Annotated in this window: 8 protein-coding genes; 2 read left to right on the top strand and 6 right to left on the bottom strand. The window is 58.3% G+C overall.

The window, feature by feature from the left end; genetic code table 11:
- Window positions 1-4: 4 nt before the first annotated feature.
- From ABYA88_RS08740 to ABYA88_RS08720, 5 genes are all read right to left on the bottom strand, one after another.
- Window positions 5-1,183, bottom strand: a complete 1,179-nt coding sequence (locus ABYA88_RS08740) for an efflux RND transporter periplasmic adaptor subunit (RefSeq protein WP_373186721.1) — start codon at window positions 1,181-1,183, stop codon at window positions 5-7.
- Window positions 1,184-1,224: 41 nt separating this feature from the next.
- Window positions 1,225-1,860, bottom strand: a complete 636-nt coding sequence (locus ABYA88_RS08735; protein ID WP_373186719.1) for a TetR/AcrR family transcriptional regulator — start codon at window positions 1,858-1,860, stop codon at window positions 1,225-1,227.
- Between the two features lie 176 nt (window positions 1,861-2,036).
- The gene (gene putP, locus ABYA88_RS08730; RefSeq protein ID WP_373186718.1) at window positions 2,037-3,512 is read right to left on the bottom strand and encodes a sodium/proline symporter PutP; all 1,476 of its coding nucleotides are present in this window, start codon (window positions 3,510-3,512) and stop codon (window positions 2,037-2,039) included.
- 113 nt (window positions 3,513-3,625) lie between these two features.
- Window positions 3,626-6,781 carry a bifunctional proline dehydrogenase/L-glutamate gamma-semialdehyde dehydrogenase PutA gene (gene putA / locus ABYA88_RS08725; RefSeq protein ID WP_373186717.1) on the bottom strand — a complete coding sequence of 1,052 codons (3,156 nt, stop codon included), beginning with the start codon at window positions 6,779-6,781 and terminating at the stop codon, window positions 3,626-3,628.
- A 244-nt stretch (window positions 6,782-7,025) separates the two neighbouring features.
- Window positions 7,026-7,796 (bottom strand): AraC family transcriptional regulator, encoded by a 771-nt coding sequence (locus tag ABYA88_RS08720; protein WP_373186715.1) that lies wholly within the window; start codon window positions 7,794-7,796, stop codon window positions 7,026-7,028.
- Between the two features lie 149 nt (window positions 7,797-7,945).
- On the opposite strand from ABYA88_RS08720, the gene lon reads away from it, so the two are divergent.
- Window positions 7,946-10,354, top strand: coding sequence for an endopeptidase La (gene lon / locus ABYA88_RS08715; RefSeq protein ID WP_373186714.1), 2,409 nt, complete (start codon window positions 7,946-7,948; stop codon window positions 10,352-10,354).
- A 72-nt stretch (window positions 10,355-10,426) separates the two neighbouring features.
- On the opposite strand, the gene ABYA88_RS08710 is transcribed toward lon, so the two are convergent.
- Window positions 10,427-12,655: a FimV family protein gene (locus ABYA88_RS08710; RefSeq protein ID WP_373186713.1), complete on the bottom strand. Its 2,229-nt coding sequence runs from the start codon at window positions 12,653-12,655 to the stop codon at window positions 10,427-10,429.
- 347 nt (window positions 12,656-13,002) lie between these two features.
- On the opposite strand from ABYA88_RS08710, the gene cmoA reads away from it, so the two are divergent.
- Window positions 13,003-13,743, top strand: a complete 741-nt coding sequence (cmoA, locus tag ABYA88_RS08705) for a carboxy-S-adenosyl-L-methionine synthase CmoA (RefSeq protein ID WP_373186712.1) — start codon at window positions 13,003-13,005, stop codon at window positions 13,741-13,743.
- Window positions 13,744-13,793 lie beyond the last annotated feature (50 nt).

Here is a 13,793-nt window from a genome sequence, read left to right as displayed (position 1 = left end):
CGAACTACTCTCCTTCGGCCGGGCCGGTGGCGGACTGGTCCGCATCGGAGTTGGTAACAACCACTGACATGCCCGGCATGAGGCCGACCTGACCATTGACTACCACGCGCTCGCCAGGCTGCAAGCCTTCACTGATCAGCTGCCGCTCATTGATCACTGGCCCCAGCACTACCCCGCGCCGTTCAACCGTCTCGTCGTCTTTTACCACCCACACCAGCGGGCCATCAGCATCGGCGCCCACTGCGCCGGTAGGCACCAGAATCTCGTCATTGAATTGGCGCAGGACCATGCTGACGCGCACGAATTGGCCAGGTATCAGCTGTCTTTCCGGGTTGTCGAAAACCGCGCGCAGGGTGATGGTACCGGTTGCGCTGTCAATACTGCTGGAGGTGAAGTCCACCTTGCCGGGCAGCGGGTATTCGGAGTCATCAGCCAGTTCCAGCCGCACTGTGCCACTGACGCTGTCGTCCTTGAGCTGTGCAGCGCGTTGCATGGCTGCATCCTTTTCAGGCAGGGCAAACAGCACATGTACGATATCCTGCCGGGTGATTGTGGTCAGCAGAGCGCCAACCGCCAACACGCTGCCCTCGGGTAGCACTTCCAGACTGGTACTGCCATCCATCGGCGCGCGCACCTGGGTATAGGACAGATTCAACCTGGCCTCGTCGAGTCTCGCTTCTGCTTCCGCCAGCCCTGCCCGGGCAAACTCCAGTTGCGAAATCAGCCGATCGCGCTCACTGGCGCTGATAACTCCGCGCTCGAACAGCTTCTGGGCCCGGTCCCACTCACGCTCGGCCTGACGAAGCTCGGCAAGCGCGTTGGCACGGAATGCCTTGGCCTGCTCGGCGACAATCTCAAGAGGCTCGGGATGAATAATGAATAACAGGTCTCCTTCTTCTACTTGTGCCCCCTCACGATAGACACGTTCCTGCAACACGCCGGAAATACGGGCACGGACCTGCACTTCACGTGCTCCGCGAATCCGTGCCGGGTACTCGCGGGTCAGTTCGACATCAGAGCGCGTAACCTCCTGCACTGTCACCTGCGCGGCAGGCCGTTGCGAGGGCTCTTCAGACGAGTCATCCGCGCAAGCGACCAACAGCCCTGAAATCGCCATTACGGCGATGAGACGTGCAAGGGAACCAGGCCAGAACAGAGTGGGTACCGGGGTGAAGCTTTGCATAGATTGATGTCGCCCAATGAAGGTGAAATGAAGGTTGGTATTTATCCGCGGATATCGCCTGGCTTCAGCACGCCGTAGAAAATCATGTCCAGCAGCCGATCGGCGATCTCGTCAAGCGACTCGTTACGCCCCGAGATCCGGTTGACCAATACGCTGCCGTAAGCCAGGTTGCCCACCACGTCCAGCATCTGCTGCGGATCGCTCACGCGGCAGCGACCGCTGTCTATCAATTGCTGATAGATGTCGATCCAGGCCTGGCGACGCATGTCGGAATAGGCAAAATAGCGTGGCTGACCGACCCGGCGGAACTCTGCGGACTCGTGCACGAAAAGTTCTATAGCTTCGGGATGAGCCTGAAAGAAAGCCATATAGGCCTTGAAGCCGGCACGCAGGTGCTCCAGCGGATCCTCGACGCTTCGCACCGCCTCATCCACGCGTGCAGTCAGCCGCTGCAGGACGTCGTCGACCGCGGCCTGAAACAGCTCATCCTTGGTCGGGTAGAAGCGGTAGACCGTGCCCTTCCCCAAGCCGGCGAGATCTGCAATCTGCTGCACTTCAGTGCAACGAAACCCCTGTTCGGCGAACAGCTGCACCGCGGCTGACAAGATCTGCTCGCAGCGCTCTGCCGCGGGCACTCGGCCACGTTTAACAGATTGATCAAGAGGGTCGAGAGACATTTGCTCACTTTTGGACTGACGCGTCAGTCCGCATTAGAAAGCAGACGCAATTCTAATGCAAGATCGGCAATGGGAAACACTGTTGCAGAATGTCCGGCTGCCAGGAGCTGGCAGCCGGATTCAGGGTCTTCGAGGATTGCGGAGCGGACGGCACCGCTCCGCTCCGCAATAACCGCTTAGTAGCGGTTTGCTACTTCATCGAAGGTCGCTTCCATGGTAGAGGACGGTGGCGGACTCAGCAGAGTGGCAACCACGATCGCAATGGTAGCGAGAATCACGCCGGGAACAATCTCGTACAAGCCGATAGTGTCAATCTGCTTGTACACCACCACGGTGACACCGCCGACAATGATCCCGGCCAGAGCGCCATTACGGTTCATGCGTTTCCAGAACAGCGACAAAATAACTGCCGGACCGAACGCAGCACCGAAACCGGCCCAAGCGTAAGACACCAGATTGAGCACTGTGCTTTCAGGATTGAATGCAAACACCAGAGCCAGGATGGCGATACCCACTACCGCAAATCGTCCGACCCAAACCAGTTCAGTCTGGGTGGCATCGCGACGGAATAACGCCTTGTAGAAATCTTCCGCCAGTGCCGAAGAAGATACCAGCAGCTGGGAGTCGGCAGTCGACATGATTGCCGCCAGTACCGCTGCCAGCAATATGCCGGCTAAGACTGGATGCATCATCGCCTGGATCAGCGCCAGGAAAACGGTCTCGGCATCGCCGATACCCGCTTCTCCAAGGAAGCCCGTTCCTACCCAGCCAACCATCAGCGCGGCGACGAGACAGACTGCGGTCCAGAGTACGGCAATGCGGCGTGCGGTAGGCAGCGCGGCGTCATCACCGATAGCCTTGAAACGCGCCAGGATATGCGGCTGACCAAAGTAGCCCAGACCCCAGGCAAGCAGCGAGATAATCGCGACAAAACCCAGCGGATTACCCTCGACGTCGTTAAAAAACGTCAGCAGTTCTGGGTTACTCGCTGCCATGGCTTCCTGGGCACTGCCCCATCCGCCCATGGAATTCAGTGCCATGATCGGCACGATCACTAATGCTGCAGCCATCAGCAAACCCTGGATCACGTCCGTCCAGGATACCGCCAGAAAACCGCCAAAGAACGTGTAGGACACGATCACCAGGGTACCGACGATCACCGCTGTCTGGTAGTCGAGTCCAAAGGTGCTTTCAAACAGTTTGCCCGCTGCAACCAGGCCGGAGCTGGTATAGAACAGGAAGAACAACAGAATGAAGATAGCCGAAATGACCCGCAGCGCACGGCTCTTGTCCTCGAAACGGAATTCGAAGTAAGCCGGCAGGGTCAGTGAGTCGTTGACCGCGTGCGAATAGACCCGCAGGCGCCGAGCGACGATCAGCCAGTTCAGATAGGTACCCGCCAGCAGGCCTGCTGCAATCCAGGTAGCCTCATAACCTGCTGCCAGCGCATAACCGGGAAGACCCAGCAGCAGCCAGCCACTCATGTCCGAAGCGCCAGCCGAAAGTGCTGCCGTGCCCGGCCCAAGGGAACGTCCGCCAAGAATGTAGTCGGACAGATTGGTGGTTCGTTTGTAGGCAACGTAGCCGAGGGCCAGCATCACCGCGATGTAAACCGCAAAGGTTGCACTTATGGTGCCGATGTTACCAGTCATGTTGTTCTTCTCTCTTTATAATCGGACAGTCCCTGCCCTGTTATTGGTATGGGGAAGTACTGATCAATTCCCTCTGCTCCATGGCGCCCGCCTATTGGCCGACGCTTTCTTGCTCATGGCTCACCATTGCCCAGCGACAGCAGGCTAGCGTTGCCGCCCACCGCCGTCGTGTTGATGGTGCGCGTGCGCTCAGTGACAAAGCGTAGCAAATAATGCGGGCCTCCGGCTTTCGGGCCAGTGCCTGACAAGCCCATTCCGCCGAAGGGCTGCACACCGACCACCGCGCCAATCTGGTTGCGGTTGATATAGACATTGCCGATGCGTACGCGACGATCGATATGCAACGATGTATCCTCGTTGCGGCTGTGTATACCCAATGTCAGGCCAAAACCTGTGGCATTAATCTCATCGATCATTTTGTCCAGGGTGTTGTTGCGCCAAGTAATCACATGCAGCACGGGGCCAAAATGCTCCTTGTCCAGCTGACTGATGCTGTCGAGGCGGAACGCGGTCGGGGTAACGAAATGGCCATTGAGGCCTTGAGGCAGCGGTGTCTCGCCGATCAGGCGATCCTCGGCTTTCATTGCCTCGATATGCTTGTTCAGATTCTCGCGCGCATCCTTGTCGATAACCGGGCCGACATCCGTTGAGCGCTCGAAAGGATCGCCCACGTGCAGCTCTGCCATTGCGCCCTTGAGCAATTCCATCACCCGCGGTGCAATGTCTTCCTGGATGAACAGCACGCGCAGCGCCGAGCAGCGCTGACCTGCACTGGTAAACGCCGAGTGGACCACGTCCTTGATCACCTGCTCGGGCAAGGCGGTGGAGTCGACCAGCATCGCGTTCTGCCCGCCGGTTTCTGCCACCATTGGCGCTATAGCGCTGTCGCGAGCAGCCAGCGCGCGGTTGATCACGTGGGCGGTCTGGGTCGACCCGGTGAAGGCGACACCGGTGATACGTGTATCGGAGGTAATCACGCTACCCACCTGCTTGCCATCGCCTGGCAGCAGAGCCAGTACGTTACCGGGCAGCCCGGCTTCGTGCATCAGTTCGACGCAGCGCACCGCGAGCAGACTGGTCTGTTCTGCTGGCTTGGCTACCACGGTATTGCCACAGACCAGCGCCGCTGAGACCTGACCGAGGAAAATCGCCAGGGGAAAGTTCCAGGGGCTGATGCAGGCGAATACGCCGCGTCCCTGCAGATAGAGCTCATTGCTCTCCCCTGTGGGACCCGGCAAGGTGATCAATGCAAACCGCTGACGTGCCTGGACGGCGTAATAGCGGCAGAAATCCACCGCCTCGCGCACTTCATCAATGCCGTCCTGCAGGCTCTTTCCAGCTTCGCGTGTGCAGATCGCCATAAGTTCGGGCATGTGCTTTTCCAGCAGATCAGCCGTGCGTTCGAGTATCGCGGCACGCTTGTCCACCGGTGTCGCATTCCAGGCGGGGAACGCAGCGGCCAGGCTGTCGATCGCACTGTGGGTCTGCTCCGCGCTCGCCCATATCACTTCACCTACTTGATGCGAGAGCTCGTAGGGACACATCACCGGTCTGACTTCACCCGACAGGCGCTTGCCCTCTACCAATGGCGCCCCTGTCCAACGCGCGCCCATGTGCTTGTCCAGTTCAGCCTTCAGGGGTAGCCAGTGGGAGAGGATGTCCAGATTGATGCCTCTGGAATTGCGTCGCTCGGGCCCGTAGATATCCCCCGGCAACGGGATACGATCGTTTGCTTTGGATGCATGGCGACGCAGGCTGGTCAGGGGATGCTCGATCAGCGACTCGATAGGAACTTTCTTGTCTACCAGTTTGTGCACGAAGGAAGAGTTAGCGCCGTTTTCCAGCAGGCGACGCACAAGATACGGTAGCAGATCCTTGTGTGCGCCGACCGGTGCATAGATGCGTACAGCGCAGGTGTTTTGCTCTAGCACTGTGTCATACAGCGCATCTCCCATGCCGTGCAGGCGTTGAAACTCGAAAGCCCGCCCCTTGGCCATGGAAAGAATACAGGTGACGGTATGCGCGTTGTGCGTAGCGAATTGGGAATAGATCAGGCCTTCAGTCTGGTCGCTAAGCAAATAACGGGCGCAGGCCAGATAGGAAACGTCAGTGCCCTCCTTGCGGGTGAACACCGGATAGCCTTCCAGGCCCGCCTGCTGGCAAAGCTTGATCTCAGTGTCCCAGTAAGCCCCCTTGACCAACCGCACCGGTATCAGGTCGCCCTGCTCCTTGGCCAGCAGCGTCAGCCAGCACAGTACTGGAAGCCCGCGCTTGCTGTAAGCCTGCACGACGATACCAAAATCGCCCCAGCCCTGCGTATCGGGATGATTGTAGATACGCTTGAACAGCTTGAGAGACAATTCGAGTCGATCAGCCTCTTCGGCGTCGATGGTGATACCCACGCCGCCGGCCCGGGCCTGACGGATCAGCCCGAGTACGGTGTCGCTGAGCTCTTCAAGTACCTGTTGCTCCCGCGCGCTTTCATAATGCGGATGCAGCGCAGAGAGCTTGATCGAAATGGTTGGCTTAGGGCTCTTGCCCTGGTACTTGTCGTTCGCCAGGGCAGCGATCGCATTGCTGTAATCGGCCAGATACTTGGCCGCATCAGCGCGGGTTAGCGCCGCCTCACCCAGCATGTCGAATGAGTAGGTGTAACCGCGATCGCGCTGGTCCTTCGCGTTCTTCAGCGCTTCCTTGATGTTGCGTCCCAACACGAACTGCTTGCCCATGATTCGCATGGCCTGCAGCATCGCGTTGCGGATAACCGGCTCACCGCTGCGCTTGATCAGACGGCCCAGCACCGTGCCGGGTGTGCCGTCCTGACGCTTGTCCAGATTGACCACCTTGCCGGTCATGACCAGACCCCAGGCGGCAGCATTAACCAGCGCGCTTTCACTCTGACCCACGTGCTTGTCCCACTGGGCGGCGTTGAGCTTGTCGCGGATCAGTGCATCAGCGGTCTCGTCATCCGGCACCCGTAGCAAGGCCTCGGCAAGACACATCAGCATGATGCCTTCCTGGGTATCGAGGCTGTATTGCTGGAGTAAGGCATCGATGCTGTCGCTGGCGTTGTCGCGTTTGCGCACATCCTGAATGAGTCTGGTCGCCTGCTGCGAGAGCGCCGTCATATCTTCTGGCTCGGCGAGCACTTCAAGCTCGCTGAGATAGTCGGATTCATCGACCGCGTAGTTTTCACTGACGACCTTGAGAAAGTCGTCCGGATTGCTGTCGAAAAAGTCGCCCTGCGGGGCTTTGCTGGCCTTGAACATACGGTTCCGCTCCTTTTACGCCCGCGCCTGAGAGCAACCAGGATCGGGGTGAGAGTTCCATTTCCTTAACCCTAGACCATGGTAAGCATTCGGACGAACTTGTCTGTTGTTTTCGTGCGTTTGCGTCCCATCGACAGGACACAATACACATGCCTTCGTACCACTCTAGAAGACATCTGCAGCGAAATCTTGCAGAAAACTGCGATTTCGTTACAGAAAACTCTGAAACGCAGGAGGGAATGGGTTATTGGCGGCCTGCCACGCGTAGCTTGCCGGGTGTCTGCCCACACCGCTGACGCACAGCGTGGGTGAGCGCGCTCTGGCTGGAAAAGCCGCAGCGGGTGGCGACTTCCAGGAGCGGTAGCGAGCTCCTGCAGATCAACCTGACCGCTTCATCGACCCGCGCATTAAGCAGGTATTGATGAGGCGACTGGCCTGCACGCTGTTTGAACAACGCGTGAAAATGACTGGGACTGATGTGCACCTGAGCCGCCATATCCGCGACACTGACCGGCTGGTCTAGACGTTGGTGTATATAGGCATCGATGCGCGACAGGTCAAACCCGGGATATTGCCGGATCTGGGTAGAGCGTGAAAAGAGTCGGTCATGCAGCGTGTGCAGGAGCACGCCGCCCAGGTGCCAATTTAGCGAGCCATGATGCTCAGCGGGCCCGGCCAACTCATGGGCAGCAAAATCGAGCAGTCCCTGCACGTGCTGGTCCAGACGAATAAAGCGTGGTTTGTCAAATAGACGAGATAGTTCGTCTTTGGCTAATACCGGACCAGTCGAAGCGTCCGTCGCTAGATCGAGTATTAGCATGTGGTTACTGCCGCGCCCAGAAAATGCATGGGCCTCATGGCCTGGAACCAGGCATGCATGCAACCGACTGACCGCACCGCCCTGGCCCATGACCTCGAAATCCGCACAGCCGTCGAGCCCCACAATCAACTGGTGTTGAGCATGGGCATGCGTGGCACATTGCACCGGGAGGTCAAGGATTCGGGTACGAATCATGCTATCTCGCTATTACACGTTATTTTTCATAGTAGTCCCTGCTCGAAGCAGCCACAAGCCACAGATCCGCGGCATTGAAATGCAAACTGATCGACACCATCTGTTGTCTATAAGCGGCATACCGCAAGAGTAGCGAACAGAGAGGCCACATGACCGATAACGACAACGTGCATTCCGACTATATCGAACGTGACGCAGCCAAAGATGAGGAAACTGGCACTGGCCTGGCAATACCTGACCAGCGCTTACCGGACAAACTCTACCTGCTACCGGTCAGCAACCGTCCCTTCTTTCCTGCTCAGGTAATGCCGGTAGTCATGGATGAAGCCCCTTGGGCGGAAACCATTGAACGCGTGTCCCACACTCCGCACCACGCGCTGTCGCTGTTCTTTGTCGATGGACCGCTACCCTCCAACGGCAAGCTGGACTTTGATCGCGTGCCTGAAACGGGCTGCGCAGTAAAGATCCATCATGCAGTCAAGGAGGACGGCAAGATCCAGTTTATAGCCCAAGGCCTGACGCGGGTTCGCATCACCCACTGGCTTAGCCGAAAACCGCCCTATCTGGTCGAGGTTGAATACCCCAAGGCCCCCGCCGACGAGCGGGATGAAGTGCGCGCCTATGCAATGGCCCTGATCAATGCGATCAAGGAGCTGTTGCCGCTGAATCCGCTGTACAGCGAGGAACTGAAAAACTATCTCAATCGTTTCAGCCCCAACCAACCTTCGCCCCTGTCCGACTTTGCCGCCACGCTAACCTCTGCCAAGGGCAGCGAGCTTCAGGACATACTCGAAACCGTGCCAGTTCTGCGTCGTATGGAAAAGGTACTGGTCCTGCTCAAGAAGGAAATCGATGTTGCCCGGCTGCAGGGTGAAATCAGCGCCGAGGTCAACCGCATCATCAGCGAAAGCCAGCGCACGTTCTTTCTCAAGGAGCAGCTCAAGGTCATTCAGAAGGAACTCGGCCTGTCCAAGGACGACCGCACAGCAGACATTGAGCAGTTCCGCGAACGACTCAAAGACAAGACCCTGCCCGAAGCTACCGGCGAGAAAATCGAGGAAGAGCTGAACAAGCTTTCAGTGCTCGAAACAGGCTCGCCCGAATATGCAGTCACGCGTAACTACCTGGACTGGGTAACGTCGATTCCGTGGGGGATCACGCATGATGACAACCTGAATATCGCTCACGCGCGCAAGATCCTTGATCGCGATCATGACGGACTGAAAGATGTGAAGGAGCGTATTCTGGAGTTTATCGGACTGGGAGCATTCAAGGGCTCGATTTCGGGCTCGATCATCTTGCTTGTCGGTCCGCCTGGAGTCGGCAAGACCAGTATCGGCCACTCGATTGCCGAAAGCCTGGGTCGGCCCTTCTACCGTTTCAGTGTGGGCGGCATGCGCGATGAAGCGGAAATCAAGGGGCACCGTCGAACCTACATAGGGGCAATGCCAGGTAAATTCGTCCAGGCATTCAAGGATGTTGGCGTAATGAACCCGGTCATCATGCTGGACGAAATAGACAAGCTCGGCAGCAGTCACCAGGGCGACCCGGCCTCGGCGCTGCTGGAGACGCTGGATCCGGAGCAGAACAATCAGTTCCTCGACCACTACCTGGATCTGCGCCTGGACCTGTCCAAAGTGCTGTTCGTCTGCACCGCGAATGTACTGGACAGCATTCCCGGCCCCCTGCTCGACCGCATGGACGTGATCAGGCTGTCCGGCTACATCAGCGAGGAAAAGCTGGCCATTGCGAAGAATCATCTCTGGCCTCGGCAGCTTGAACGCGCAGGTGTGCGCAAAAGCCAATTGCGTATTACGGATAAGGCTCTACGCATCCTGATCGAGGGGTACGCCCGCGAGGCCGGGGTGCGCAACCTCGACAAGCAGCTGGCAAAGATCGTGCGCAAGTCGATCATGCGACTACTGGAAGACAGGGATCAGAAAATCAGTATCAAACCGGAGAACCTCACCGAGCTGCTCGGCTCCGCCCCCTTTCGCAAGGAAAAAACCCTCAAGGGTGTGGGCATCATTACTGGCCTGGCCTGGACTTCCATGGGCGGCGCGACTTTACCTGTAGAAGCAACCCGCATACATACCCTCAATCGCGGCTACAAACTCACCGGCAAGTTGGGTGAAGTCATGCGTGAATCTGCGGAAATTGCCTACAGCTACGTGTGCGCCAACCTGAAAAACTACCAGGCCGATCCGGAGTTCTTTGACAAGGCCTTCGTTCACCTGCATGTGCCGGAAGGTGCCACTCCCAAGGACGGGCCGAGCGCCGGCATCACCCTTGCCAGCGCGCTACTCTCACTGGCGCGCAACCAGACTCCGCGCAAGGGGCTGGCGATGACCGGGGAGCTGACCCTGACGGGACAGGTGCTACCCGTTGGCGGTATTCGAGAGAAAGTCATTGCGGCGCGGCGCCAGTCGATTAACGAGCTGATTCTGCCCGCCGACAACCAGGGTGAATACGAGGAATTGCCCGACTATCTCAGGGAAGGAATGACGATTCATTTTGCCAGCCATTTCCGTGACGTCGCCAGGGAACTATTCGGCTAACAAACAAAAAAAGGCGACCAGATGATCTTCATCAGGTCGCCCCTTGAGAGCGGAAACTACTGCCGCCGAAGGCTACTTCTTTTCAGGGCTATCATCCCCGTAAAGTTCAGTCGAAGTGAAATGCCTGTCCTCGTCCCCTTCGAGTTCCTCAACCTGCGGAAGCTTGTGCAAGCTGCTCTCAAACTCCTCGTCCGAGATCGTCTTGCCACTGTCGCTGGCGGTTGCCCCGGCGCCTGTTTTGCGCATGGGCTCGGGGCTGAGGCCATCGATCAGATCCCAATCGGGATCCAGCGTGAAATCATTCAGATTCAGCTGGCTGGTGTTAGATTCATCATGCTCCTCTTCAATGCCCGAGCTGAATTGCGCATCGTCCTGGTCATCGCCGCCCAGCGGTGGCTCAATCTCATCTACCTGATCGACGATATCACCGCGGGCATTGAACAACAGTGGAAAACGGCCCTTGATCTGGTCCACTCGTTCCAGGTCGCCACCAAGCTCGATAACGTCCTCTTCCTGCTCCGCAAAGGCGGAACCATCGCCCAGTTCGGCAAGTACCCGAAGTTGCTTGTAGCGCAGATCCAGGCGCTCAGGCTCTTCGTCGATAGCCTTGTCGAGCATGGTCCGCGCCTCGGCAAAACGCCCGTAGGTGACATAGAGCTCCACGCCATCCAACGGGTCGACTGGTGGTCTGGCAGCTGGCTGCGCGACGGGCCGCGCGACCATGGCGGGTATAGTAGTAATGTTGGAGGAGAACCCGCCGGGCGCGTCTCGCTGGTCCTGGTCATCCAGCTCGACAGCTTCGTCTTCCTGATGGCGGCGGCGGGAAAGCAGCCAGCCAAGCAGAAAGGCAATGAACACTAGAGGGAGAGTCAGCCAGCTCAACCAGGAGGTAGAGCTGGTTGCCGCTTCTTCGCCAGGCAGGACGTTAGCGGCAACCGCACCGGCAGCGGGGTCGTCACTACCTCCCGCAGCGGAGGGCCCGGCGCCGGTATCACCCTCACCGAGAGTGCCCGAGCCCGCTGTACCGGCCAGATCGCCATCAAGCGCGGCTTCAGCGGCCTTGGCTTCCCGCAGAACTTCAAGTTCGGCCTGCAGGCTGGCTATCTGCGCGTCACGTGCGTCCAGCTCGCTGAGCAGAACGTTGAATCGACTCTCCAGCGCATTGAGTCTGCCGAGCAGCTCGGAAGAGTCGGCATCCACTGCCTCAAGGGTGGTTTCCTCGATCCGCAAGCGCACCTCGGCGCTTTCCGGGTCCGCCGTCGGATCTGCATCGGTCAGTGGCGCAGCATCAGCTTGCGCCTCGCCAGCAGCTATGTCCGCTGGGGCAGAAACCGGATCAACAGCGCGGTCAGCGTCAACAGACTCGGCTTCGACACGTTCAGCCGCGTCTTCCTCGGGGCGCGCGGAAACAGCGGCCTGTTCATCCGTTCCAGCCGGGCTGGCTGGCTCTTCTACCGAGCGTTCCCCAGTTACGCCATCACGCGTGACGGAAAGTAGCTCTTCTGGCGCACCAGCGTCAACCAGTTGCTCATTGGTCGGCAACGTCAGGATATGCCCCTGACGGAGCTTATCGATATCGCCACCGATAAAGGCGTCCGGATTCAGTGCGTAAATGGCCGACATGCTTGCTCGAATGGGGACCGATCTGTCCGGTCGCTGACTGACGGCAATTTCCCACAGACTGTCGCCGGCCTGGGTGGTGTACTGCTGCGCGTCCTGCTGCGGCTGCATATCGGGCAATTGCTGCAGGGTAGTCCTGGCTGGCTCAGCGGCCGCCCGCTGCGAGGTGGTCCTGGCCGGCTCGGTGGCTCCCCGCTGCGGGCGTGCCGCCGCAGGGGTGCTGGTAACGCGCGGCTGAGCCTGAGGTGGGCTCGGCACGGCTACGCTGACATTTCGTGGATCGTACAGCGGAGGGTCAAGCAGGACAGTGTACTCTCGGAGCATTCGGCCGCCGGGGCGGCGCAACTCGACGAGGAAATTCAGATAGGGTTCGCGCACCGGACGGGTAGATTCAACCCGGATAATCAGCCGATCATTCTCAACGACCGGAATGAAGCGAAGGTCGGTCAGGAAAAATGGCCGGTCGATGCCCGCTCTATCGAACGCGTCGGGCTCAGCCAGGGATACTATGATATCTGAGGCAGAGAGGCCCTGCGTATCCTGCAACTGAATCGTGGCGCTAAGCGGCTGATTAAGAGACGAATCGAGCCGCATCTCCCCAAGTCCCAACGCGTTGCTTACTCCCACATACAGAGCCGCCAGCGTGGCAACCCCAGCAATAACTTGGCGTTTGACTGCCATACCCTTTCCTCTTTTCCTGTAAGCGGTGCTGAACCACCGCTTGCGCTATCCGTCGCATTCCCTTTGGGGAGCGTCAATAGTTGTGCGTATTGCAGCCCGATGCTCGACAGTATGCCACCCCCACTAGGGTAAACGAACAGCAAAGCGATCTGAAAAGTCAAAAAAACCACAGAGGCTACGCAACTGCATGCAAACGCCGTAAGCATGACATGTCCCGAACGGTAACCCTCAATTGAAGCATGGCTAGATGCCATTACATGGCGCAGTGAAACAGTCGCGGCAATGACCTGTCAAGAGGGAAAACTTCGGGTAATATGCGCGTTTTTTGCCCGAGTTGGGAACAGACAATGACCGAGATAGACAAGCTTTTTGCAAAGCCTCTGACGCAGGTCAGTGACTTTGTATTTGACGATGATGTGGTGCGGGTTTTTCCCGACATGATCAAGCGGTCTGTGCCCGGCTACCCGACCATTGTCGAAACGATCGGGCTGATTGCCGGGCAATATGCCCAAAGCGACAGCCTGATCTATGACCTTGGTTGCTCACTCGGAGCTGCAACCCAGTCAATGCGCCGCCACGTCCGTGCCGCCGGTTGCAGGATCATCGCAGTCGACAGTTCCGCGCCCATGGTCGAGCGCTGCCAGGAATACCTGAGAGCACAGGATGCAATGGTCGAAGAGCTGACCCCTGTCGACGTCGTCCAGGGCGATATTACTCAGCTCGAGTTGCAACCCTGCTCGGTGGTGGTGCTCAATTTTACGCTGCAGTTCATCGCTCCATCCCAGCGACTCGGGTTGCTGACCGCAATCCATCAGGCGCTGTTGCCTGGCGGGCTACTGATCCTGTCAGAGAAACTTGCCTTCGCTGACCCGCAGACTCAACAGAGTCTCGAGGCGATGCACTATGTATTCAAGCGCGCCAATGGTTACAGTGAGCTGGAGATAGCGCAGAAACGCAGCGCGATCGAAAAGGTAATGCTACCGGATACACTTCAGGCCCATCAGGATCGACTGGCCAACGCCGGATTTAGCCACAGTCACAGCTGGTTCCAGTCACTCAATTTCTGCTCGATAATGGCGCACAAGTGATCGACTATACCTCTCTGTACCGACACCTTGCCGACACGCCCCTGGCGCAC

The organism is Halopseudomonas sp. (assembly GCF_041579695.1).
Classification (GTDB): Bacteria; Pseudomonadota; Gammaproteobacteria; order Pseudomonadales; family Pseudomonadaceae; genus Halopseudomonas.
Note: the sequence above shows the minus strand (reverse complement) of the source record. Positions and strands in the feature narration are given on the sequence as shown.